This is a genomic window from Arsukibacterium sp. UBA3155 (assembly GCA_002364615.1).
Classification (GTDB): domain Bacteria; phylum Pseudomonadota; class Gammaproteobacteria; order Enterobacterales; family Alteromonadaceae; genus Alishewanella.
The window spans coordinates 86452-109320 of sequence record DEYP01000019.1 but is presented as its reverse complement, the minus strand read 5'-3'; the positions used below and the strand labels follow the sequence as shown (position 1 = coordinate 109320).

At 51.6% G+C, this 22869-nt stretch carries 22 protein-coding genes; 13 read left to right on the top strand and 9 right to left on the bottom strand.

From position 1 onward, the window contains the following. The first annotated feature begins 161 nt into the window (after nt 1–161). Complete coding sequence (locus B2X65_RS08805) at nt 162–686, top strand: RNA polymerase sigma factor (RefSeq protein ID WP_290612037.1); 525 nt, start codon at nt 162–164, stop codon at nt 684–686. Beyond that, the gene (locus B2X65_RS08800) at nt 676–1278 is read left to right on the top strand and encodes a hypothetical protein (RefSeq protein ID WP_290612036.1); all 603 of its coding nucleotides are present in this window, start codon (nt 676–678) and stop codon (nt 1276–1278) included. The genes B2X65_RS08805 and B2X65_RS08800 overlap by 11 nt, the downstream gene beginning before the upstream one ends. 74 nt (nt 1279–1352) lie before the next feature. On the opposite strand, the gene B2X65_RS08795 is transcribed toward B2X65_RS08800, so the two are convergent. After that, entirely contained in the window at nt 1353–2180 is an 828-nt protein-coding gene (locus B2X65_RS08795; RefSeq protein ID WP_290612035.1) for a kinase, read from the bottom strand. A 37-nt stretch (nt 2181–2217) separates the two neighbouring features. On the opposite strand from B2X65_RS08795, the gene B2X65_RS08790 reads away from it, so the two are divergent. Then, on the top strand, nt 2218–3525 hold the full coding sequence (locus B2X65_RS08790) for a short-chain fatty acid transporter (RefSeq protein WP_290612033.1): 1308 nt from the start codon (nt 2218–2220) through the stop codon (nt 3523–3525). Here the strand turns inward: B2X65_RS08790 and B2X65_RS08785 are convergent. Further along, the gene (locus tag B2X65_RS08785; RefSeq protein WP_290612032.1) at nt 3511–4152 is read right to left on the bottom strand and encodes an FMN-binding negative transcriptional regulator; all 642 of its coding nucleotides are present in this window, start codon (nt 4150–4152) and stop codon (nt 3511–3513) included. The genes B2X65_RS08790 and B2X65_RS08785 overlap by 15 nt on opposite strands. 3 nt (nt 4153–4155) lie before the next feature. After that, nucleotides 4156–4554 (bottom strand): GNAT family N-acetyltransferase, encoded by a 399-nt coding sequence (locus tag B2X65_RS08780; RefSeq protein ID WP_290612031.1) that lies wholly within the window; start codon nt 4552–4554, stop codon nt 4156–4158. Between the two features lie 87 nt (nt 4555–4641). Between B2X65_RS08780 and B2X65_RS08775 the strand changes: the two genes are divergently transcribed. From B2X65_RS08775 to B2X65_RS08755, 5 genes are all read left to right on the top strand, one after another. After that, nucleotides 4642–6081 (top strand): PLP-dependent aminotransferase family protein, encoded by a 1440-nt coding sequence (locus B2X65_RS08775; RefSeq protein WP_290612030.1) that lies wholly within the window; start codon nt 4642–4644, stop codon nt 6079–6081. Nucleotides 6082–6176: 95 nt separating this feature from the next. Next, complete coding sequence (locus B2X65_RS08770; protein WP_290612029.1) at nt 6177–8294, top strand: TonB-dependent siderophore receptor; 2118 nt, start codon at nt 6177–6179, stop codon at nt 8292–8294. Between the two features lies 1 nt (nt 8295). Further along, on the top strand, nt 8296–9447 hold the full coding sequence (locus tag B2X65_RS08765) for a PepSY-associated TM helix domain-containing protein (protein ID WP_290612028.1): 1152 nt from the start codon (nt 8296–8298) through the stop codon (nt 9445–9447). Further along, on the top strand, nt 9434–9904 hold the full coding sequence (locus tag B2X65_RS08760) for a hypothetical protein (RefSeq protein ID WP_290612027.1): 471 nt from the start codon (nt 9434–9436) through the stop codon (nt 9902–9904). The genes B2X65_RS08765 and B2X65_RS08760 overlap by 14 nt, the downstream gene beginning before the upstream one ends. A 103-nt stretch (nt 9905–10007) precedes the next feature. Next, entirely contained in the window at nt 10008–10670 is a 663-nt protein-coding gene (locus tag B2X65_RS08755) for an SDR family oxidoreductase (protein ID WP_290612026.1), read from the top strand. Between the two features lie 88 nt (nt 10671–10758). Here the strand turns inward: B2X65_RS08755 and B2X65_RS08750 are convergent, their stop codons facing one another. Continuing rightward, complete coding sequence (locus B2X65_RS08750) at nt 10759–11289, bottom strand: hypothetical protein (RefSeq protein ID WP_290612025.1); 531 nt, start codon at nt 11287–11289, stop codon at nt 10759–10761. Nucleotides 11290–11562: 273 nt separating this feature from the next. Here B2X65_RS08750 and B2X65_RS08745 point away from each other — a divergent pair, with 273 nt between their 5' ends. Then, on the top strand, nt 11563–12942 hold the full coding sequence (locus B2X65_RS08745) for a sensor histidine kinase (RefSeq protein ID WP_290612024.1): 1380 nt from the start codon (nt 11563–11565) through the stop codon (nt 12940–12942). Then, nucleotides 12939–14285: a sigma-54-dependent transcriptional regulator gene (locus B2X65_RS08740; protein WP_290612022.1), complete on the top strand. Its 1347-nt coding sequence runs from the start codon at nt 12939–12941 to the stop codon at nt 14283–14285. Before B2X65_RS08745 ends, B2X65_RS08740 begins: the two co-directional genes overlap by 4 nt. Before the next feature lie 20 nt (nt 14286–14305). Here B2X65_RS08740 and B2X65_RS08735 read toward each other — a convergent pair whose 3' ends face one another. The 3 genes from B2X65_RS08735 to B2X65_RS08725 are packed head-to-tail and all read right to left on the bottom strand — an operon-like array spanning nt 14306 to nt 16908. Beyond that, a complete protein-coding gene (locus B2X65_RS08735; protein ID WP_290612020.1) occupies nt 14306–15058 on the bottom strand; it encodes an ABC transporter permease in 753 nt (250 codons plus the stop codon). Beyond that, nucleotides 15055–15993 (bottom strand): ABC transporter ATP-binding protein, encoded by a 939-nt coding sequence (locus B2X65_RS08730; RefSeq protein WP_290612019.1) that lies wholly within the window; start codon nt 15991–15993, stop codon nt 15055–15057. The genes B2X65_RS08735 and B2X65_RS08730 overlap by 4 nt, the downstream gene beginning before the upstream one ends. Before the next feature lie 3 nt (nt 15994–15996). Beyond that, nucleotides 15997–16908, bottom strand: a complete 912-nt coding sequence (locus B2X65_RS08725; RefSeq protein WP_290612018.1) for an alpha/beta fold hydrolase — start codon at nt 16906–16908, stop codon at nt 15997–15999. Between the two features lie 203 nt (nt 16909–17111). Between B2X65_RS08725 and B2X65_RS08720 the strand changes: the two genes are divergently transcribed. Together B2X65_RS08720 and B2X65_RS08715 are read left to right on the top strand one after the other, a co-directional pair. Further along, entirely contained in the window at nt 17112–18185 is a 1074-nt protein-coding gene (locus B2X65_RS08720; protein WP_290612017.1) for a sensor histidine kinase, read from the top strand. Continuing rightward, the gene (locus B2X65_RS08715) at nt 18185–18781 is read left to right on the top strand and encodes a response regulator transcription factor (protein ID WP_290612016.1); all 597 of its coding nucleotides are present in this window, start codon (nt 18185–18187) and stop codon (nt 18779–18781) included. The genes B2X65_RS08720 and B2X65_RS08715 overlap by 1 nt, the downstream gene beginning before the upstream one ends. Nucleotides 18782–18792: 11 nt before the next feature. Here B2X65_RS08715 and B2X65_RS08710 read toward each other — a convergent pair whose 3' ends face one another. Next, on the bottom strand, nt 18793–19485 hold the full coding sequence (locus tag B2X65_RS08710; protein ID WP_290612014.1) for a hypothetical protein: 693 nt from the start codon (nt 19483–19485) through the stop codon (nt 18793–18795). Between the two features lie 123 nt (nt 19486–19608). On the opposite strand from B2X65_RS08710, the gene dgt reads away from it, so the two are divergent. Beyond that, nucleotides 19609–21066 carry a dGTPase gene (gene dgt, locus B2X65_RS08705; RefSeq protein WP_290612012.1) on the top strand — a complete coding sequence of 486 codons (1458 nt, stop codon included), beginning with the start codon at nt 19609–19611 and terminating at the stop codon, nt 21064–21066. Between the two features lie 20 nt (nt 21067–21086). Here the strand turns inward: dgt and B2X65_RS08700 are convergent, their stop codons facing one another. Then, a complete protein-coding gene (locus tag B2X65_RS08700; RefSeq protein ID WP_290612010.1) occupies nt 21087–22865 on the bottom strand; it encodes an alpha/beta hydrolase in 1779 nt (592 codons plus the stop codon). Between the last annotated feature and the right edge of the window lie 4 nt (nt 22866–22869).

Here is a 22869-nt window from a genome sequence, read left to right as displayed (position 1 = left end):
ATGTTTGTTGGTTAAGTCGTGGCGGGCTTATCAGCTGTTACAATATTTTTTTTATTTATTTATGTAACACTTTGCCAACACCGGCAGACTTACTAATGGCATAGTGTTAACGTTGATAAATAAAATAAGATAATAATAAGACATTGAGCAGAGAGGCTTTTTTGACTCTATCCCATTTAATCGCAGAAACACCTGAGCAGTTTTTACTGACGCTATGGCAACAAGACCAAGGTGCCATCAGCCGCACATTAATGGCATCGGAAGCAGACCCGGCTGCACGGCAGGATTTAAAACAGGATATTTTTCTGGCATTGCACCAGTCGGCTGAGCGGTTGCAAGCGGCCGAGCTACCGCGGGCTTATTTGTTTCGAATTGTCCATAACGTCACCGTTGATCACATTGCCCGGGCGCAGCGCTATAAATGGCAACCGCTGGATGATGAGACTCAGCAACAGATGCTGCAAGAATGTCCGTCTACAGAGGTAGCCGAACAGCAGCAAAGCCAGCAGATAATGCAGGCCGTTCGCCGCTTATCACTGGCCAACCGTCAGGTGATGTTACTGGCAATGGAAGATTTAGATGCACCGGAGATCGCAGAAATTCTGCAGATAAGCCATGGTGCGGTAAGAGTGCGGCTTAACCGCGCCAAAACAGAATTAATGGAGTTAATGCAAAATGACCGATAATTTTGATTTTGCCGCCTTAGCAAAAAGCTGGCAACAACAAGTTACTCCAGCTGACACTTTGCCGGGTGAGGCAGACTTGGCTCAAGCCCGCCAGCGACAACACCAGCAAAAGTTACTGATGTATGGCGAATGGCTGGGTGGATTAGTCATGGCCGCGGCGTCCTGCTGGTTGATTCTGGCGATGCCAGACGCACTAGGGTATTTAGCCGCCGCGTTTTTAGCGCTGGGGGCAGTCAGCACCTTTTATATCAGCTGGCAGGTGCACCGGCCCATTCTGGCCTATGACAATTGGAGCAGCGGCGGCCTGCTGCAATTTCGCCAGCGCGCCTGCCAACTAAGCTTACGCTATTACCGCTATACCCAACTTAGCTTCGTTGCTTTGCTGCTGTTTACTGCCGCACTTTGGCTACTACGTTGGTGGCAGCCGGCCACCGCCTCAGTCGACTTGATATTATTCTACAGTCTGATTGTCTCGCCACTATGCTTGTTTGGTATCTATCGGTTGCAGCAAAAATCTCGGGTAAAAGCGGCGGAGTTGGCACACTTAACCAGGCTGGCAGACGATTTTAATTTTATTAGCGAAGGCAACTAGGCAACGGCGGCCAAAGCGGCTAATGTAACGTCTTTGTAAATTACAAGGAAGATAGATGAAATTCTGGCCGCACCTTACAATCGGTGTTGCAGCTTATCAGCAGCCAGTAGCGTAGGTGTTTGCTGCTGGTCAAGGCGCACAATATAATTGGCAGCGGTGGGGAGCTGTTGCCAGCTGGCCTGGGTCAGGCGCTCAAATGTTTGCATAAAGTGAGCGAGCTGGTGCTCGTTCATGCCTTTGCCCCTGCTTTGCCTTAGCTGTTGTTCTTGTTTGGCCCGCCAGCGACAAACGCAATCCCAGTCGGGTGCTTGTAACCAGATCAGCGGCGTTAATAATCGCCAATAGTCGGCATAACTTCCTGCCAGCTGTGCATTAACATAATGACGCCACAACGCGTGCTCATCCTGCTGCGCTTCCAGGGCATTAACGGGCAGATTAAGTTCGGCCGCCGATTGTGCTTTAACGCCCAGGCACCAGCCTTCCACTATAAGAAGCTGATACTGCTGCGCTGGCAGCGCTTCATCAGGTTCATCCAGGGCTTTATCAAACTGCGGTAATGATACCGGTTTGCCCGCCAGTACAGCGTTGGCATCGTTTATAGCCCGTTGAATATTATGGCTGCCGGGCACGCCGCGCATAGCCAGCAACGGATGAACCCTTTGCGCCAGTTGCTGCCGGTGGCTTTTACTTAAATAATAGTCGTCCAGCGACACGGTTGCGACGGCAATGCCCTGCGCGCTGAGTAACTGCACCAGCGCACTGGCTAAGGTACTTTTGCCAGTGCCCTGAGCACCACTGATACCCATAACTTTAGGCCGGCCGCTAATCAGATCGGTTTGCAGTTTATTGGCTAATCGGGCTAAGGTAGCCTGATACTGGTTGCTGGCAATAAAGTCAGCCATGTTGAATGCCCAAACACATAATAATAACGAGCCCCTTATGCTAAATGCCGCCGCTAAACCCTTGGTCAAACTGGTTGACCGTTACCTGCCGGACCCTTTTATCTTCGTGTTATTACTTAGCATAGTGGTTTTTGCTGCTGCTGTAATCGTTGAAAAACAGGCTCCGTTGCAGGTGTTACAAATTTGGGGTGACGGTTTCTGGGGCTTGCTAAGCTTTTCCATGCAGATGCTGCTGGTATTGGTAACCGGCTTTATGCTGGCTAGTACGCCACTGATTAACGGCGTGCTGAACCGCCTGGCTATGCTGGCTAAAACAGCCGGCCAGGCCATTATTCTGGTAACGATAGTCTCGCTTATTGCCAGCTGGCTGAACTGGGGGTTTGGCTTAGTGGTGGGTGCTCTGTTTGCCAAAGCACTGGCCCGAAACGTTAAAGTTGATTATCGCTTGCTGGTGGCAAGCAGCTACTCGGGCTTTATTGTCTGGCATGGCGGTCTGGCCGGTTCAGTGCCACTTACTATTGCCACCCCCGGCCATTTTAGTGAGTCAATGATTGGCGTAATTGGCACCACTAATACCATTTTTGCCAGCTTTAACCTGTTGTTAGTCGCGCTGCTGTTTATTGCCATACCGCTGGTCAATTATCTGATGCAGCCAAAACCTGCTGACAGTGTCTATGTCGACCCGGTCAAATTACAGCAAGATACCCTACCGGCCAGCAGTAATACGCGCCCGGCTGATAAGCTGGAGAACAGCATGCTATTGGGCGTGCTGATGGGTGTTGCCGGTGTCGGCTATTTAATCCAGTACTTTACAGACGGCGGCGGCCTTAACCTGAACATTGTCAACACCCTGTTTTTATTTCTGGCCATCATGCTGCATGGCACGCCACGGCGCCTGCTCCACAGCCTGCAGCAGGCGATACAGGGCGGTGCCGGCATTGTTATTCAGTTCCCGTTTTATGCCGGCATTATGGCGATTATGGTGCAATCGGGCCTGGCACAAAGTATGTCACAGTGGTTTGTCAGCTTTGCCACCGCAGAAACCCTGGCGTTCTGGAGCTTTATCAGTGCTGGTATTGTCAATATTTTCGTGCCCTCCGGCGGTGGCCAGTGGGCGGTGCAGGCACCTATTATGCTGCCTGCGGCAATAGAACTGGGTGCCGATGTCAGCCGGGTTGCCATGGCAGTCGCCTGGGGTGATGCCTGGACTAACCTGATTCAGCCATTCTGGGCCTTGCCGGTGCTGGCAATAGCCGGCTTAAAAGCCAAAGACATTATGGGCTTTTGTCTGCTGCAACTGCTGATCACCGGGGTTATTATTAGTCTGGTGTTAAGTTTTGGCTGATTGACGCTCAATCCGCCCATTACCCAGCTGCATTTGCTGCATCAGCATCGCCAGTGCTTGCGCCTCTGGCTGTGCGTTATTACTAAGCGCGGCAAATACGCCTTGCTGATCCGCAACACTTCTGTGCTGGCCGAGCTTTAACTTACCCCCTAACTCAGAAATAGTAACCTTAACACCAACAATGCCTCTGGCCAGCTGTTGCTGATATTGCTCAGGCATTTTCAGCAGCGCTGCTGCCTCGTCGGGTTCGTATTGCGCGACCTGCTGAGCTAGCCTGGCACTGGTCACCGAGTCATCCAGCAGCTCTGCCTGCCCCAGCACCTGAGCCACCGCATAGTTCCAGGTTGGCACGGCTTTTTGACTCTGATACCAGCGCGGCGAAATATAGGCTTGTGGGCCGGTAAAAGTGATGAGTACCTGTTGTTTATCTAATTGCTGCCAGTGCGGGTTTTGCCAGGCGAGATGGCCGTACAGTACACCATGTTCCCCTTCGTCGCGCTGTAACAACCAGGGTAGATGGCTGCAGAAAAATGGCGTACTCACCAGGGTGCCAAAACTATGCTGCGTTATAAAATCGTGCAGGGTGTTTTTATTGGCAAAGGCCATATGCGGCGGGCAATACAGCATTCTTTATTCCTTACGCGCTATGGCAAACGCATTACTGAGCGGGCTAAATCCCTGGGCTGGGTAATACGCCATCGCCGACGGCGCACTTAACAGCAGTTGCTGCACCTGAGGCCCGGTAACCCGCTGCACCTCAGCCAGCAGCTGCGCGCCAATGCCCTGCTGCTGTACCACTTTATCTACCAGCAAATCGGCGATATACACCACAAAACTGTAATCGGTTAAACAGCGGGCCAGCCCGACCAATTTGTTATTCTGACGCGCGGTAATAATTAAATTGGCGTGCTGTAACATGCGCTGCATCCGATCTGGCTGATCAGTCGGCCGTTTAATGCCCGATGCAATATATAACGCAATGGCCTCATCCAGCTGAAGCGAAGGTTCAATGGTAAATAGTAATGACATTAGGTGTACTCCAGTTGTGTATCGGGCTATTTCACCGCTAAACTGGCATGTTATAAATAACCAGTTCTAATAAATGGAGCAAACCAGTTGCCAGCTTTTCGTCTGAACACCGATGCGCTTACCCTAAGTGGTAAAGGTGAATTGCAGCAGCAGCTTTACTTGAGCCTGCGTCAGCAATTATTAAGCAAGCCGTGGCCTGCCGACGCATTATTGCCCTCTGAGAGGCAACTGGCGGCTGATTTAAAGCTCAGCCGCAGCACCGTGCAGCAGGCACTTCAGCAGTTAGTGGCGGAAGGTTATATTGAGCCACAGCAGGGCCGAGGTTATGCCATTGTTACCGCGCTGCCCGATAGCTTTTTTGCGGCAGAATACAGCCGCGTTGCAGCAACCGCCGCCTTGCCCAGCCAGCATTATGGCTTAACGGCAAAAGCACCTTCGCCGGCAGGTCGGCTACAACCTGGCGTGTCTGCATTGCAGCAATTTCCGTTTAGGCTATGGCAGCAGTTACAGCAGCGCCATGCTGACCGGGCGGTGCTATGTGGCATGGCTGGCGATCCCTTGGGTTACGCACCACTGCGTCAGGCCCTGGCTCTGTATCTGCGCCAGTCGCGGCAATTAGTGTGTGATGAAAATGCCATCTTGATCACTACAGGCGCGCAGCAGGCGCTGTTTATTGCTGCAAAATTAGTCGCCAGCAGTGGCCAGCATGTGTTCATAGAGTCACCGGGCTATCCGCGGTTAAAGCAGGCATTGCAGTTGGCAGAATTGCAAATTAGCTATGCTCCGGCTTCTGGCGCCAGCGGCTTGAACCCTGCGCTGCTACCGCGAAACAGCCACGCCAAAGCGCTGTTTTTAACACCGTCGCACCAATATCCGTGCGGCGGCATTATGCCGCTAAGCCAACGGCTGGCGCTGCTTAACTGGGCTGCCGCTGAACAATGCTGGCTGATTGAGGATGATTATGACAGTGAGTTTCAGTACCGGCACCGGCCGATGGCCAGCTTGCAGGGCTTAGCTGGCGGCCAGGGCGTGCTATTCGCCGGCTCATTCAGTAAAACATTGTTTCCGGGTCTACGCTTGGGTTATCTGGTACTCCCACCAGAACTGGCGGGCCAGGCCAGTGCCATTCAGCAAGCCATGCATGGCGATGTGGCAATGCTATCGCAAGCAGTACTGGCCGATTTTATCCACGAAGGCCATTTTAACCGCCACCTGCGCAAAATGCGCCGCGTTTATCAGCAGCAAAAACAGCTAGCGGTGCAACTACTGCAGCAGCATTTTCCAGCATGTACCTTGCTGGCGCAGGATGCCGGCCTGCATTTGACCATGCTACTCCCTGAGCTGACTGACGATTTGGCATTGTGTCAGTACCTGAACCAGCATGGCTTTAAAGTGCAGCCATTCAGCCGCTATTGTTTTCTAAACGAGCCGCAGCGGGGCCTGGTAATTGGTATTGCCGATGCTGATGAAACCCGACTAAACCAATTAATCGGTCTGCTTAAAGGGCAGCTGCTGCGTTATTCCTGAAATAATATTCAACACTCCAGATATTAATGGTATTGATAATCATTATCATTACTGTATGATTATCACCAATTTGGGAGATGAGTATGCAGTTAACCATGAATAAATTAAAACTGGCCATCGCGGTCCAGCTGGCCTGTCTGCCAGCAGCAGCTTTTGCTTCGGTAGCAGACAATGAAAAAGCGGTTGAAACCATTACCGTGAGGGGTCAGTACACAGTAAATGAAACCATTGATACCGCCACTGGTCTGGGCTTAACCTTGTTGGAGACTCCGCAATCAGTCAGCGTGATGACAGCGCAGCGGATAAAAGATTTAGATATTAGCTCAATTGCCGATGCGGTAACGCAAACGCCGGGGCTGACATCAAAATCCTTTGACAGCACCCGTAACACTTTCAGTGCCCGTGGTTTTGATATCGATAAATTTCAGCTGGACGGCGTACCTATGGCCTGGAGCTTGGCCGGTGACTCCGGTGAAACCATAACCGATGTCGCTATTTATGAACGGATAGAATTCGTGCGCGGTGCGACCGGTCTACTGACCGGCGTTGGTGAACCCTCAGCCTCTATTAACCTGGTGCGCAAACATGCCAATGCCCGTGAGCTGACAGGGAGCGTTAATGGCGGTATTGGCAGTTGGAATAAGCGTTTTCTGACTACCGATGTCAGCACATCGCTGACAGCCGATGGTAATGTGCGCGCCCGCATCGTCGCCAAAAAAGAGCTTAGCGACAGCTTCCGTGATTTGGCAAAAGAAGACAAAACCGTACTGTACGGAGTGCTGGATGCCGATTTAAGCAATAGCATGACCTTAAGCCTCGGTAGCAGCTATCAGGACAATGACCCAACCGCCTCTACCTGGGGTGCACTACCTCCGCTGTTTACTGACGACACCCCAACCAACTGGGACAGAGCCACTACCACCGCTGCCGACTGGACCCGCTGGGATTCGACCAGCAAGAACCACTTTGTCAGTTTAATCCAGCAATTTAATAACGGCTGGCAGCTGAAAGTTAACCTGAACCACAATAAAAATACCGCCGATACCCGCCTGCTCTATATTTATGGCGCAGCAGACAAAGACAGCGGCACCGGGTTGCTCGCCTGGCCGTACAATAGCGATGGTTTTAGCAAACAAACCAGCGTTGATATTCAGTTGCAGGGCAGTTACGGTTTGCTTGGCAGCGAGCATGAGTTCGTCGTCGGTGCATTAGACAGCCGGCAACAATCTGAAGTAGTGACCTATGCGGCGCTGGTATGGCCTGGCACCGGTAACTTTTATCAGTGGGATGGCATCGTAGCCGAGCCGGAGTGGGCCACTACACCGGAACAGGCAGTAAATCTGGATACCGATCAATCTGGTTTCTATGCTGCAACCCGCTTTGCTATCACTGAGCAACTTAAGCTGATTGCCGGCGGCCGCTACACTGAGTGGCAACGTGCCGGTATCAACTACGGTGCCGCTCTGGATTTTGGCGATGATAAGTTTGTGCCCTATGTTGGCTTAACCTGGCAGGTTGCCGACAACCATATATTGTATGCCAGCCATACTGAAATTTTTACCCCGCAAAATGCCTATGATCGCAACGGCAGCTTCCTGGATGCCGTTGTTGGCAGCAATCAGGAAATCGGCGCCAAAAGCAGCTTCCTCGACGGCGCACTGCAAACGGCTGTTGCCGTGTTCCGCATTGAACAGGATAACCTGGCGCAGGCAGACAGTGACTTCAATGATCCGGCGAATAACTTCTTCCCGTCGTTTGCTGCCCGCGGTGCAGAAAGTAAAGGTTTTGAACTGGAACTGATTGGCCGGGTTGACGAAAACTGGAATATCAGCGCCGGCTATTCGCAGTTTACTGCTGAAGACCGTGATGGCGCAGACATTAATGTTAACCATCCGCGCAAAAAGCTCAATCTGTTTACTACCTATGAGTTTACTAACGCGCTGGCTGGCCTGACGGTTGGCGGCGGTTTAAGCTGGGAGAGCGAGTCGTACAGTGATCCCCTGCCGCTGCTGTTAAGCGAGCAAACCTATCAGGTAACCCAGGACAGCTTTGTGCTGGCTAACCTGATGGCACGTTATCAGATTAACCAGCAATTCTCGGTACAACTGAACGTGCATAACCTGTTTGATGAAACCTATTACAACGGTTTAACTCAACAATATAACTATGGTGCACCACGTAACTTCAGCCTCGGCGCAACCTGGTCGTTTTAACATGGCAAAACTCAGCAATCGTTTCTGGTTTCAATTACATGGCTGGTTTTCATTGCCAATCTGGCTGATTTTCTGCTTTGTCTGCCTGAGTGGCACGGTGGCGGTGTTCAGTCATGAACTCACCTGGCTGGCTAACCCGGCGGCCCGTGCCAGCAACCCGGATAATCTGCCCGCCAAACCGGTGGCCGAGCTGGTTGCTACCGTGCAGCAGGCTTATCCGACCGCAGATGTTGGCAATGTGATGCTGTTTGAACCTTATCTGGTTAATGCCGTTACTTTCACCGATCACGACAAGCCGTTTGCCATTGCCTACGTTAATCAGTACAGCGGCGAGATTCAGCAGATTAATGAAGGCATGACCTTTATTAACTTTATGCGCAGTCTGCATGGCTGGTTACTGTTTCCATGGCAAAGTGGCTACAGCGTCGGCTATTACCTGGTGTCGGCAATGGCTATCGTCATGCTGGGGGCCTTAGTTACCGGCTTGGTGATCTACAAAAACTTCTGGCGCAGTTTTACCCGGCCAAAGGTGCGCTTGCATCAGGGCAAAAAAACCGTGCTGACCGATCTGCACCGTTTAGCCGGCGTCTGGTCAATCTGGTTTTTGATGGTGATGAGCGCCACCGGGCTGTGGTACCTGGTGCAGGCGGTAATGTGGCACGCCGATATTGATATTGAACCACATGCGCCTATCGTGGCAGTAACGGACTTACCTGCCACACCACAAGCACCTGTGGTCAGCTTTGCTGATGCGATGCAGATTGCCCAGCAACGTTTCCCGGACTTTCAGCCCGGCTTTTTAATGTTGCCGGAGCATAACCGCGGCATGTACACCCTGATGGGCGGCGGCGACCATATTTTTTATGACCAGTATTCCTACAACCTGAGCATTAACCCGTGGACCGGTGAGATTGCCCAGCAGAAATCGCCGGAATCGATGACCGCGCTGCAAACAGTAATGCATATTGCCGACCCGTTGCATTACGGCACCCTTGGCGGGATCTGGACTAAGGCCATCTGGTTTCTATTTGGTTTGTTACTATCGGGCATGTCGATCACCGGCTTTATGATCTGGGGCAGCCGCACCGTTAAAGCCGTGCGGGAGAGCCGCAACGCAACTTATCTGCAGGAGGTGCCGGATGGCGCACAGTAGCCGTTTCTGGCAACGGCATAAGTTTAAATTAAATGGCCTGGTGCTGTTGTTACCACTGTGGTTTTTGTACGACTCACTGACACCGGAATTCCCACCGGTCTGGCCGGCACAGCAACTGGGGCAGTTTGAAATTGCGCCGATGCCGCTGGATTTAAAGCAGCCCTATGCTCACCATGATCAGTATGTGAAAGATTTTTACTTAAGCTTTAGTCAGGGCGACATTGCCAGTATCCGCCAGGGCTATCTGAATATCGGCCCGGTACCACTACCGCTGCCAGAGCTGCAGCAGGACGAAGAAGGCATTTTACATGGCAGCCGCCATGGCCAGCATGTGCATGCCATCGCGCCACCGCAGCTGGCAGCCACCGATAAAGTCTGGCTGACCCTGCAAACCTGGCAGGGCGAAGTGCTGACGACGAGCTGGCCGTTGCCTGCGCCATTACTGGCAGCAGAATAAGCTGCGGCAGCTTAAGCTGGGGCCATTGACCGCAACCTTGAATTGTCGTGGCAGTGACCGGATATCCTGTTTATCGTTTGAGTAAAATAACAGGAGCAACACTATGCAACATGTCGTGATTACCGGCGGTAATAAAGGAATTGGTCTGGCGCTGGTGAAGCAGTATCTGGCAAATGGCGATAAGGTATCGGTGCTGTGCCGCCAGCCCTCAGCCGAGCTGGCCGATTTAGATGTTACCCTTTATAGCGGAGTTGAGTTGAGTGATCCGCAGAAAATTAAAGACATTGCGGCTAAATTCGCCGATAACAGCATAGATATACTGATTAACAACGCCGGTATTTTCTGTAACGAAACCCTGGATAACTTTAATGAAGCCACCATTTTAAAACAGTTTCAGGTGAACAGTATTGCACCCTTACTACTAAGCCAGCAGTTGCAGGGCGCGCTTAAAGACGGTGGCAAAATTGCGATGATTACCAGCCGGATGGGTTCAATTGCGGACAACGACTCGGGCAGTTATTACGGCTACCGGATGTCAAAAGCGGCGCTAAATGCTGGCAGTATGTCGCTGGCTAAAGATCTGGCGCCACGCAAGATCAGTGTGGGCATATACCACCCCGGCTATGTCCAGACCGAGATGGTCAGCTATGGCGGTGATATCAGCCCTGATGAAGCCGCCCGCCGCTTAAGTGGCCTGATAAGCGAACTAAGCCCGGCTAACAGCGGCAAGTTTTACCACAGCAATGGCAGCGAGCTGCCCTGGTAAGCGTTAAAAAGCCGGCCCGGGTTAGCGGGCCGGCAAAGCGGCATTGGTTGGGAGATCAAAGCCGTTAACGCTGGTTTGCTGGTAAAATTTAATGCTTACTGTCCAACAACGCCTGCAATTGTTGCAGCTGATCTTTAGTAAGCTCGGCGTTTTCCAGCAAATGCTTAATAGCGCTAAAACTGTGCTCACCCACTTCACGCTGAATTTCAATATGCATTAACTTCGCATGTTCGCCAGCCTGGCGATGAATTTCAATCAGTTGCTGTTGTTCATGGCCATCAATTTCTTTGTGAATAATAACGTGTTTACTTCCGTCACCCTGATGCCAGCTAGCGCGCGGCGGATGAGGTGGCATCGGCGGCACCGGCGGGGCTTCACTCAATAGTTTTTCCAGCTTTAGTTGTTGCTCAGGTGCCAGCTCAGCACTGAATTTTTGCCACTCTGCACTGTCGCGCCAGTTTTCGCCACTAAAGCGCCACTCTTTTTTCTCGCCGTCCTGCATTACCACAATCCGGGTTTCGTTCGTTTCCTCTGGTGCGCTCTGCTCTGCTTGCGCCTGGGGTAAAGCGCAGCCCGTTAAAAACATGATTAACGCGGCATTAGCCATTATTATTTTCATCTTGTTGCTCCTTCTATTCCATCATACGCAAAATGCACTTTACTAATGAAAGTTTAATGCCACTATTTTTATAGATTTAAATCAATTACTTAAAAAATCACTTGCAGAGTTATCCCGATATCGGTCGTAACACATCCCGATATCGGGATAAATCGTCAGCAAAAGCCTTATGGTTGCCGCCGGTTACCTGACAAACTACCGCCGTCAGTGGCTTTGGCAAACTGGCACAGGGGTTGTAAGCTACACGTTATTAGCATTATTGAGAGCGGCAGTATGTCAATTCGCTGGGCATTGAGTTTAGGCATAATTTGCCTGTTACTGGTTATGGCGGCTAGTCAGATTTGGCTGGTACGGTTTTTTCAGGGCCAGATAGAACAACAAATTAGCAGCAGTAGTTCAGAAATAACCCGGGTAGTACTGGCACAAACCGCGGATCAGCTGGAAACCATAATCCGCAGGCCACCCCGGCCTCCTGCGCCGCCAGTACCCGCTAACAGCGAGGCACCACGCGAGCAGGCCGCAACGCGCCAACATAAGGTACGAATTATTGAAATTGAAAAAGACGGCCGGCAACTTAGCGTTGAATCACTAACTGATATTAACTGGCAGCAGGAGCAACATGCGGTAGAGCATTTGTTGCAGCAAATTGCCGCCGAAAAACTGCAGGATCGCGCGGAACAATTGCACCGCAGCGGCCGCTTTAATCAAGCAGGGCCGCTGATTGCTGAATTTACCCGTTATACCATGCTGCTGATTGCCGCCAGCACCGCACTGGCCATGTTGATTGCGCTATGGCTGGGGCATCGTCTGATCCAGCCATTGCAACGGCTGGTGGCGGGTTTTAAACAGTTGCAACAGGGTCAGCTTGGTCAGCAGGTAGCCACAACAGGTTTAGCAGAGTACCGTTTTGTCAGTGAACAATTTAACCAGATGAGCAGCCAGCTGGCCGCTTTGGCCGCGCAAGCAGAGCAACATCAGCAGCAACAGCACCTGGCCGAACTGGGTGAAATAAGCCGGGGTATGGTACACGCGCTACGCAACCCCATCCATACTTTAAGCTTATTGCTGGAACAGGTTGCCAGCAGTGACGACCCGCAGTTGCGCCAGCGTTTAAGCGAGCAGGCCGAGCAGAAAATGCAGCATATCAACCGTAACCTGACGGCCATGCTAACATTAAGTTGTGCCGATATTGACCGCAGCCAACCGGTATCACTTCAAAACGTAATTAATGATTTGCTGCTGGAATTCAGCACCGGGCAATTACAGTTTACGGTCAGTGGCTCTGGCAGTGTCCGGCTGCCCGGAGCCGAAGCAGAACTGCGTAGTATTTTTCATACCGTGTTAGCGAATGCCGCTGAAGCGTCCGGCGGTAAGGGCCAGATCAGCATTGACGTGCAACCGCAGGCGCAGCAGTTACACATAACAATTTGTGACGATGGCCCGGGCGTGACTCCAGACATTGCCAGTCGCTTATTCAGCCCGCATTGCTCAAGCAAAGCCGATGGCGCCGGCATGGGCTTGTATATCACCAGCAGGCTGCTGAAGCTTTATTATCAGGGTAGCATTAGCCTGGAAAACCGTGCAGCCGGTGGCTGCTGCGTCACCATTATATTTAATAAAACCGACACCTTTACCGCAGCAGGAGCGCAATGATGACAGCTGGAATTCTGCTGGTGGAGGACGATAACCAACAACGTCAGTTACTGTGTCAGCTGCTACAAGCCGAACAGTATCAGGTATTTAGCGCCGCCACCGTGGAAGACGCCCTGCTGCTGTTAAAACAGCAACCACAAATTGAGCTGGTATTCAGCGACTGGAAGCTGGGTAATTATACCGGCTTAACTATCCTGAATTACGTGCGCAGCAACCTGCCGGAACTGGGCTTTGTAGTGGCAACGGCCTACGGCTCCGTCAGTCATGCGGTCGAAGCGATTCAGGCCGGCGCCGACGACTATTTAACCAAACCCTTTAAACGTCAGGAGCTACTTCTAGCCGTTAGTAAAGGCTTAAACGCCAAGCAGCTACGCAGCCAGAACCGCCAGTTAAGCCAGCAGCTTAGCGAGCAACGCCAGCTGGTCGATTTAATAGGTAAAGCGCCCTGTATGCAGCAATTGTTTCAGCGAATTAACCGGGTATCGAACAGCGATGCCACAGTGCTGATCAGTGGTGAAAGCGGTACCGGTAAAGAGCTGGCTGCCCGCGCCCTGCACCAGCTTTCAGGCCGCAACAAAGGCCCGTTTATCGCAATAAACTGTGGTGCGATACCAGAGCAACTGGCAGAGGCTGAGCTGTTCGGTGCAGAGAAAGGCGCCTATACCGGCGCTCATCAGTCGAAAGCCGGTAAGTTTGAAGCGGCTGCCGGCGGTACACTTTTTCTGGATGAAGTGGCCGAGCTGCCGTTAAGCCTGCAAGCGAAACTGTTACGCCTGTTGCAGGAAGGCAAAGTCACCCGACTGGGCAGCCATCAGGAGATTACGCTGAATGTGCGGTTAATCGCCGCCAGTCATCAGGACCTAGCTCAGGCAGTGCAGGAAGGCCGCTTTCGGGAGGACTTATATTACCGCCTAAATGTGGTGCCGCTGCATATGCCGGCGCTACGTCAGCGCAGTGAAGATATTCCGCAGTTAATTCAGCATTTTTTGCAAATCAGCCAAAAACGTTATCAGCTTGGAGCACCTGTTTTAACGAAAGGCACCCTGAAACAACTCATGGACTACCCCTGGCCGGGTAATGTGCGGGAACTGGCCAACCGGATTGAACGCTTTGTATTGTTGGGCGATGAGCAGGAGCTGCTGGCGGGGTTAACTACCAGCACAGCCAGTACCGGTCAGTTTGCATTGCCGGCAGAGGGCCTGAACTGGCAACAGCATGAGCGCGACTGCCTGTTACAGGCTTTGCAGCGGGCAGACGGAAATAAAGCCCAGGCTGCTAAGTTATTACAGCTGCCTTATAAAACCCTGCTGTATCGGTTGGAAAAGTATCAACTAACGTCCTGAGCTTTTGCGTTTACTGCCTTTTAGCTTTTAGCACCGGCGTAGCGACGGAAAATCCACAGGTTTATCATAACCAGTATGCCGGTGAACAACAGCAAAATAGTCAGATGCAGCCACCACGGCTGGCCCTGATCCATAGCCAGCAATTTTAATCCCAGCTGCGACAGATGATAACTTGGCCAGACCCAGGCCAGCTGCTGTAAAAAAGACGGCAGCATAGTAACCGGCAGCCACAACCCCGATAAAAAGGCCATCGGCAGGTAAATCAGGTTTACCACACCTGGCGCAGCTTTATCACTCAGGGTTAAGCCCAATAACAAACCGATAAGGGCAAAAGGTACTGTCCCCGCCAGTAACAGTAACGCCAAACCAAGCCACTGGCTGCGCTCCAGCCGAACGTCGCCAAAGATAGCGGCCACACTGAATAACATCAGAATAATCAGCATCGCAAACACCAGGCTGGTGGCCATTTTCGCTAGCAAATAAGCACTGACCGGCATCGGTGACAAACGCTTTAGCGTTAACCAGCCCTGCGCCCGATCGCTGGCGATATTCATGGCAAAGTTAAACATCGCCGGGCCCATAATGCCAAAACAGCTGTAAGTCACGAGCATATAAGCGGCATGACTGCTGCTGCCAGAAGGACTGAACAGCACCCCGAAAAAAACATAAAACACCACTGGAAAAGCCAATGCCGGCAAGACAAAGCCCGGCGTGCGCCAAACACTGATTAAGTCGTACCAGGCTTCTTTCTGATATATCGATAAGCGACTCATGCGGCGTGCTCCTTAGTTCCGTTGCTATGCTTCGCAGCCGGTGCGGTAAGTTGTAAAAAGGCTTGCTCCAATGCCACCTGCTTTACTTCCAGCTGGCTAACATTGCTATCCTGAGTCAGCAACGCCAATACGGTTTTCTCAGCATGGCTGCTTTGTAGGGTAACCGTGCCCTGCTCACGGCTAAGCGCCAATACTGCGGGTAGTGCTAACAACGCCTCATCACTAAGTGCCGTGCAACATTGCACCAGCTTATAGCGGGTCAATGCTTTTAATTCAGCCGGGCTGCCACTGGCAATAAACCGGCCCTGATGCAGTACCATCACCCGATCGGCTAGCTGTTCAGCCTCTTCCAGGTAATGAGTAGTTAGCACCACAGCCACCCCTTGCTGTTTCAGCTGGCGAATTTGCTGCCATAAATTGCGCCTGGCCTCGACATCCATGCCCAGGGTCGGTTCATCCAGAAATACCAGCTTTGGTTTGCCCGCCAGTGCCAGCGCAAATAACAAGCGCTGTTTCTGACCGCCGGATAAGCGGCCAAAGCGGGCTTTAGCGTGCGCTTCAAGTCCGGCAATACTTACCAGCTCGGTAGCGCGGTATCCGCTCTGGTAATAACAGCTGAACAAATCACACTGCTCGGCCACCGTTAAATTAGCGCTCAGGCTGCCAATTTGCATCATCACGCCGCACTGCTGGCGCAAGGCCATGCTGCGGGTAGTACCTTTTTGCAGCTGCCCCAGTAATTGTATGTCGCCGCTATCGGCGCCAATAAGCCCTAAAATGGCAGAGATTAGCGTGGTTTTGCCAGCACCATTAGGGCCAAGAATACACAACACTTCGCCGGCGGCCAGCGTCAGGTCAACACCATCCAGTACCGTTTTGCCCGCGAAACGTTTAACCAGACCGGTCACCTTTACCTGTGTTTGCATTGTACTCATCAGTTACTCCTGCTCAGGTTTTGCTAAAAACTGTATAATTTGCTGGTTCAACCACTCTGGCGCATCGGCCATAATAAAATGCTTAGCATCACGGGCGAAGGCAAAGCGGTGATACTGTGCTGGCGCATTCGCTAACTGATTTTCATAGTTTTGCTGTACCTGCTCCGGCGTGCTGTAAGGCGCACCATGTTGTAAGGCGCCCAGCGTTAGCACCGGCACCCGGATATTGGCCAGTTGCCCCCGTAAATCAGCTTGCATTAGCTCGCCCATTACCCGGCCAGAAGTTTGACCGTCAGAGCGCATCATATTAGCGACAATCCGTTGCTGCCAGTCTTCGTCCGACGCCATGCTTTTTGCCATTGCCATCGGGTCAAACCGTTGTGGCTGTTGCGACTGTTGCTCATTACTGTTGCTGGCAGCCTGGCTGAATAAGGCACCTAAGGCCGGCAGGCCATCAACATTAACCGCAGCGCCAATCTGCTCTGGCGCATTTGCCGCCAGCGCCAATGCCAGATAGCCGCCCAGTGAATGTCCGATAATCACTGGTTTATCCAGCTGTTGCTCGTTGATATAACGCAAAATCGCCTGCTGCTGGATTGCCAGATAGTCTTCTCCCCAGCTTTGCATCGGTATCGGCTTTACCCCGGCAAAACCAGCAAGGGTGAGCACATGCAGCTGATAATCAGCTTTTAACGCTTGTACCGTGCTCTGCCACACTTCGCCCGATGAGGCGACGCCGGGAATAAGAATAATCGCCGGGCCCTGGCCGGTGACTTCTACTTCAAAACACGCACAAGTCTGTTGCTGCTGCACTGCAGCCCCGGCATGTTGCGCGCTGGCCTGTGGGCTAAACAGACTACCAGTTAAACCTAAAGCCAGCGCCAGCGTTAAAACCTTCAAATGTGATGCTTTCATTTTATGTATCCCGTTAGTGTTGGTAAGTGTTTATGAATGTTTCATATCGAGGTTGTCAGCTTAAATGTGCGGGCAGCCAAGCGCAGGTATGGTTTGTCATCAATTGCGGCTGACAACTGTCACGGCGTCGAATGACAGTTGTCACTGGCGTAAACCCCCGGTTGCTGATTACACTGGTAGCCCAAACAGCCTGGGAGAAGTAGATGGCGTCATTCGACAAACTGGAAAGTAAACTAAGTTGGATTTATCTGATAAACCTTATTTTCTATATCATTCCACTACTGACAGTAGACTTTGCCCCGTGGCAGTACCTGAGCATGCTGGCGGCACTGTTGTTGTTTCTGGGCTGTTATTTCTGGGCTTATCGTTGCAGCCGCCAGACGATGCACTGGCCCATAGCCGGTATCGTGCTGGTAGCCGCTCTGATAACCCCGGTTAACCCGGGCTCTATTGCCATGTTTGCCTATGCCGGCTTCTTCATTGGTTTCGCCTATTCGCTGAAGCGCTATCTGCTGCTGATAACAATGCTGATGGGGTTACTGGTATTACTGGATTTAACCCTGACTATTCACTGGGATCTGTTTTTAGTGATGGGGATCCCCATTGTGCTGGCGGTGAGTTTTCTGGGCCGGGCCGAGCAGGCAAAGCTACATCATCGACGGGCAGAGCTGCAAAGTGAGGACGAAGTTAAACAACTGGCAACCATGGTAGAGCGGGAAAGAATTGGTCGTGATTTACATGATATTCTTGGCCACACGTTATCGAGCATTATTTTAAAAGCTGACCTGGCAGAGAAATTACTGGCGCGCCAGCAGAGTGAAGCCGCCCAGCAACAATTGACCGAATTAAGCCAGATAGCCCGCGATGCCCTGGCGCAGGTGCGGCAAAGCGTCTCGGGTTATAAACATCAGGGGCTGACGGCGGAAGTGGCCAAACTGTTAAACCGGTTGCGTGAAGCAGGCTATACTGCGGTGCTGAGCGGCGAGATCCCACAGCTGGACAACCGTCGGGAAACGGCTGTCATTCTGGCACTGACGGAATTAGTGACCAATGTGATGCGCCATTGCAAAGGCGATCAATGTCAGCTTCGTTTCGCCCGTCTGGGTAACCGGCTTATTATCAGCCTGGATGACAACGGCCATGCTACTGAATTGAACGAGGGGAACGGTATTGCCGGTTTACGTGAACGGCTGGCGGCTATTGGTGCCACTCTGACGCTGCAACTTAATAACGGCGTAGCGGCCACCATCGAACTACCGCTGCAGGAGGCAGCTTAATGAATATATTGTTAGCTGAAGATCAGGCTATGGTGCGCACGGCCCTGGCCAGCTTACTGCGCTTAGAAGCAAGTTTTGCGGTCACAGAAGCCGCTGACGGCAGCGCGGCATTGGCGCTGCTGAAGCAAAAACCGTTTGATTTACTGCTCAGTGACATTGAAATGCCTGGCCAAACGGGTATCGAGCTGGCGCAATATGTTCAGCAGCAACAGCTGACAACAAAAGTGGTTATCATTACCACCTTTGGCCGCGCCGGCTATGTGAAACGGGCCATGGACGCGGGAGTGGGCGGCTTTTTATTAAAAGACGCCCCGGTAGAGGAACTGGTGCAGGCGATCCACCAGGTAATGGCAGGTAAGCGGGTGGTCGACAGCGAGCTGTTATTGAATTCACTGGGCGAACAGGACCCGCTGAGCGACAAAGAACGTCAGGCGCTGCGCCTCGCCGCCGATGGCAAAAGTACCAGTGAGATTGCCGCGGCACTCTACATTGCTGAGGGCACCGCCCGTAATTACTTATCTGAAGCCATCAGCAAATTGCACGCAGCAAACCGGATTGACGCCGCCCGGATTGCCCGCCAGAAAGGCTGGTTGTAAGTGTGCTTGCGTTATTGCAACTCGCGGCTAAGTTCAGCTTGCAACTTTTCAATTCGCGTTAAGGTACGTTCAATAAATTGTTTACGCTGAGTGGTTTCGCTCATGGCAAACACCATCATATTTTTAAACAAAACCAGATGTGGCATTTGCGGGTCTTGCAAGGTGCTGTTCATCACATCAACGCTTCTTATCCATAAAGGAATAAACTCTTCATCCAATCCCTGCAGGTAATTTTGCTGCAGCCTGTTTAATATGTCATAGCTTTTATGCACCGCCAGCAACTGGGATTTTATCTCCTGATTGCGAATAAGCTTAAAATCGCCGGACTCCCGTAACGATAACAAGGTAAAATCCTGAGGTGAGAAAAAATGATAATTGTTTACCGCGTCAGAGCCACTTAGCGCTGTTGCTGCTGCAAACTCCGGGTCGGTGGTATAGCGGGGATCACTAAATGCCAGCAAATGCGTTTCTAAGGTCTGTAGTTTTTGTTCAATACGGCTCAGAATAATAGCCAGCTCTTTTTGGTCCGTACGTAAATCGGCCGCAATCAGGCTTATATACTCACTCTCTTTACGATGATCTTTCCAGGTCTGCACTTCGTTTTCCATCCACAGTGCCAGATAAATACCAAAGGCCAGTATCGCCAGCTCTTTGACTGTGCCTGCAACGGAAGATGAAAATAACATTTTTCGGAGTCGGCCCATTTTTTCTATCTACCCATGTCTTAGCGTCATATAAATCTAACCGACAATCTGGTTGTAAGCCACTGCTTTACAGCGGGCTTAGGTTTGGGTCACACTGAGCCCACTTAAGCACCGCTGGAAACCATGATGGATTTTCACAATAAAATCAAAGCCGACCGGGCACTGCAAAGCAGTAGTAGTGATTTACAAAGCGCATTAGAAAGTGACCGCGGCCGGATTATTAATTCGGCCGCGGTGCGCCGGTTGCAGCAAAAAACCCAGGTGTTCCCGCTGGAGCGCAATGCGGCCGTACGCAGCCGGTTAACCCATTCGCTGGAAGTGCAGCAAACCGGTCGTTTTATTGTGCAAACGGTATTTCGCCTGCTATCTGAGCAACAGCAGGCTGAATATGGCCTGACCGCACTGGAGCGGCCAATAGAATCACTGGTTGAAATGGCCTGCCTGCTGCACGATGTAGGCAACCCACCCTTTGGTCACAGCGGCGAAAGCGCAATAAACAGCTGGTTCAGCCAGGCATTGCCTGAGTTAACCCGCGGCCATCAGCTGGCAGATAACACTTTATGGCAGACCCTATGCACCGAGCTGGCCCAGTTTGAAGGCAATGCCCAGGCCATCCGGCTGGTGCAAAGCCTGCAGCGAATGAACCTGACCTATGCGCAAACCGCCTGTATTCTGAAATATACCCGTTGCGCCACCAACCCCAAACCAGATAAACAGCAACCGCTGAGCTATTTACAGAAAAAACCGGGCTATTTTTTCAGCGAGCAGCCGTTTGTTGAGCAACTGTGGCGTGAGCTGGAAACTACCCCTGGGTGCCGCCACCCACTGACCTACATTATGGAAGCCGCCGATGATATCTCTTACTGTCTGGCCGATATTGAAGATGCGGTAGAGAAAGGCTTATTCAGCCTGAAAGAACTGGCGCATCAACTGAATACCGCGTTTGCAGCACTGGAACCGCAAGCGCGCTTAATCACGACTCAGCGCGGCGGCAGCGCCAGTTTTTCCGCACTGATCAAAGCGGCGTTAGATAGTGCCGATGCTGAACCTGTCAACTGCACCTCTGCATTTTTTATCAGACTGCGGGTGATGATGATCCACCCACTGGTTCGCCATGCTGCACGTCAGTTTGTCAGCAATATCGGCGCAGTATATGAAGGTAATTTGAACCGTGCCCTACTGGAAGATAACAGCCAGTACCATGCCATTACCAGTACCTTCAAACAGGTGGCGAGGCAGTTTGTATTTAACCAGCCCGAGGTAGAAACCCTCGAGCTGCAGGGCTTTCGAATTATTGCCGGGCTGCTGGATAGTTATCAGCCGCTGCTGTTATTAACGCGTCAGGACTTTACCGCGGTGCTGCAAAACCGCGGCTATCACTTTGTACAGCAACAACGGCTGGCTCATCGCTTGCCGAATAAACATGTCGCCGCTTATCAACTGGCCACAGCGAATATAAGCCCGGAGGACAATGCACTGGAATTGTATTATCGCTGCCGGTTATTGCAGGATTACATCAGTGGCATGACAGACCATTTTGCCTTTGATGAATATCAAACCCTGGTGCAATGCGCTAACTAGCCGGCTGTTGTGCCGGTAGCTCAGGGCAATTGCAGCTGAGCAAACAGCCATTCCAGTGCAGCTTTAATTTGCTCCGGCTGCTCAAGCGCCACCAGGTGATCACTATCGCTAAGCGCAATATACTGGCCATTAGCTTGCTCCGCCTGTTGCTGATTCCAGCTGTTACTTTCTTGCTGCCACAACCTTAACAACTCGACATTGTCAGGATTAGCATCAATTTGCGCCTGCTCAAAATCGGTATCAATTACTGATACTGGTATCGCCTTCAGCATAGGTAAGGCAGCATAAGCTGTTAAATCGGCACTGTAGGCCGCAATTTCCCGCGCCCTGCTTTGCTGATGGCTAATTAGTAAACGCTGCTGGCTTATCAGATCAAAATATTGCCAGTCCATCAGCGGGTTGTTGCCAACCAGTTGTTCGGCATGACTGCGTTCGACCTGAAGTTTATCAATAGTACGCTCTGTCCAGGCACCGCTGGCCAGATGCGGAATTAATGCTTCAAGATTGGCCAAATACCAGTCGGCCGGATAACCCTGGTAAACGCTCAAGGCATTAGCGGTAGGTACGTCCGGGTCGAGCAGCAGCATCGCTTTGATATCAATAGCCTGATGATGCTTCTCATAAAAAAAACGCGCGCTGATACTGGCGCTGGCCATCGCCATAACGACAACTTGCTGCTCATCTAGTGCTTTCAATACTGCAGCTAAATCATCGGCAAATCGCCGGTACGACACGTTCTCTGCAACATCACTGAAGCCATTACCCAGCCTGTCGATACTGTACACCCGGTATTTTTCCGCCAACACCGGTTGCAACAAGCTGAACCAGGCGCTGTCACTGTGATAGTTTTCGTTGGGTCCGGCTAACAGCACCACTGCCGGGCCAGGATGTTGTTCGCCCATCAGCCTTACATGCATTTTCTTATCGTCAACTTGCACCAGCTTAGAGGCTTCAGGCAGGCGCGGCGTATCCAGTTCTCGGAAAAATGTCAGAATTTCAGCCGAGGTATCAAACGAATTAAACCGCCACTGATGCTGGCCCTGTTTAATGCTAAATAACTCGGCTTTTTGGCGGCCATTGCTAAAACTTAGTATTTCGACCTGATCATTTGTCATAGTCTGTTTTAGCGCCACCGGTAAACTTCTGTTTAATGTTGCAAAACGGGTTATCGCCTGAGTAGCTGACACCAGTCCGAAGTTGGAATGGGTGTAACCATTGTATGGCAGCACATTATCGTTTTTGCCCATTACTAGCATGATCGACACCGGTTCTGCAGGCTCACAGCTTTGCCACAACTGACCTGACATTGGCGCAGCGACCACCGCAAAAGCTTTAAAACTGCTGCTGCGATTACAGGCTAAATTCTGGGTAAACAGTCCGCCCTGTGAGAAGCCAACAGCAAAAACCTCACCCGGCTGAATACGGTATTTTGCGCTGATATCGGCGACAACTTCATCAACAAAACCGAGATCATCGATACCCAGCCGGTTGGCAATATTACAATTACAGCCCTCATTCCACTCTACTGTGCCAGACTGCGGATAAGCCACGATATACTCATCACTATAGCCACTGAAGTTAGCCGTGTTTTGCATATCGGCACTGGTGCCGCCAGAACCATGGAATGCCAGCAACAGTTTATATTGTTGCTGTGGTTGATAACCGGCGGGGAGGTTCAGAAAATAACTGCGATCGCCCAACTTAATCAGGCTACTTTCGCCTTGCTCAGCATCACCGCTACCGCAACCCGCCATTAGCAGTGCTGCCCACAACAGCAAAAATCTTAGTTGTAATTTCATATTG

Coding starts and splice junctions, on each gene's coding strand:
- B2X65_RS08800 (WP_290612036.1), top strand. CDS start 676: ATGACCGATAATTTTGATTTTGCCGCCTTAGCAAAAAGCTGGCAACAA.
- B2X65_RS08795 (WP_290612035.1), bottom strand. CDS start 2,180: ATGGCTGACTTTATTGCCAGCAACCAGTATCAGGCTACCTTAGCCCGA.
- B2X65_RS08790 (WP_290612033.1), top strand. CDS start 2,218: ATGCTAAATGCCGCCGCTAAACCCTTGGTCAAACTGGTTGACCGTTAC.
- B2X65_RS08785 (WP_290612032.1), bottom strand. CDS start 4,152: ATGCTGTATTGCCCGCCGCATATGGCCTTTGCCAATAAAAACACCCTG.
- B2X65_RS08780 (WP_290612031.1), bottom strand. CDS start 4,554: ATGTCATTACTATTTACCATTGAACCTTCGCTTCAGCTGGATGAGGCC.
- B2X65_RS08770 (WP_290612029.1), top strand. CDS start 6,177: ATGAATAAATTAAAACTGGCCATCGCGGTCCAGCTGGCCTGTCTGCCA.
- B2X65_RS08765 (WP_290612028.1), top strand. CDS start 8,296: ATGGCAAAACTCAGCAATCGTTTCTGGTTTCAATTACATGGCTGGTTT.
- B2X65_RS08760 (WP_290612027.1), top strand. CDS start 9,434: ATGGCGCACAGTAGCCGTTTCTGGCAACGGCATAAGTTTAAATTAAAT.
- B2X65_RS08755 (WP_290612026.1), top strand. CDS start 10,008: ATGCAACATGTCGTGATTACCGGCGGTAATAAAGGAATTGGTCTGGCG.
- B2X65_RS08750 (WP_290612025.1), bottom strand. CDS start 11,289: ATGAAAATAATAATGGCTAATGCCGCGTTAATCATGTTTTTAACGGGC.
- B2X65_RS08745 (WP_290612024.1), top strand. CDS start 11,563: ATGTCAATTCGCTGGGCATTGAGTTTAGGCATAATTTGCCTGTTACTG.
- B2X65_RS08740 (WP_290612022.1), top strand. CDS start 12,939: ATGATGACAGCTGGAATTCTGCTGGTGGAGGACGATAACCAACAACGT.
- B2X65_RS08735 (WP_290612020.1), bottom strand. CDS start 15,058: ATGAGTCGCTTATCGATATATCAGAAAGAAGCCTGGTACGACTTAATC.
- B2X65_RS08730 (WP_290612019.1), bottom strand. CDS start 15,993: ATGAGTACAATGCAAACACAGGTAAAGGTGACCGGTCTGGTTAAACGT.
- B2X65_RS08725 (WP_290612018.1), bottom strand. CDS start 16,908: ATGAAAGCATCACATTTGAAGGTTTTAACGCTGGCGCTGGCTTTAGGT.
- B2X65_RS08720 (WP_290612017.1), top strand. CDS start 17,112: ATGGCGTCATTCGACAAACTGGAAAGTAAACTAAGTTGGATTTATCTG.
- B2X65_RS08715 (WP_290612016.1), top strand. CDS start 18,185: ATGAATATATTGTTAGCTGAAGATCAGGCTATGGTGCGCACGGCCCTG.
- B2X65_RS08710 (WP_290612014.1), bottom strand. CDS start 19,485: ATGGGCCGACTCCGAAAAATGTTATTTTCATCTTCCGTTGCAGGCACA.
- dgt (WP_290612012.1), top strand. CDS start 19,609: ATGATGGATTTTCACAATAAAATCAAAGCCGACCGGGCACTGCAAAGC.
- B2X65_RS08700 (WP_290612010.1), bottom strand. CDS start 22,865: ATGAAATTACAACTAAGATTTTTGCTGTTGTGGGCAGCACTGCTAATG.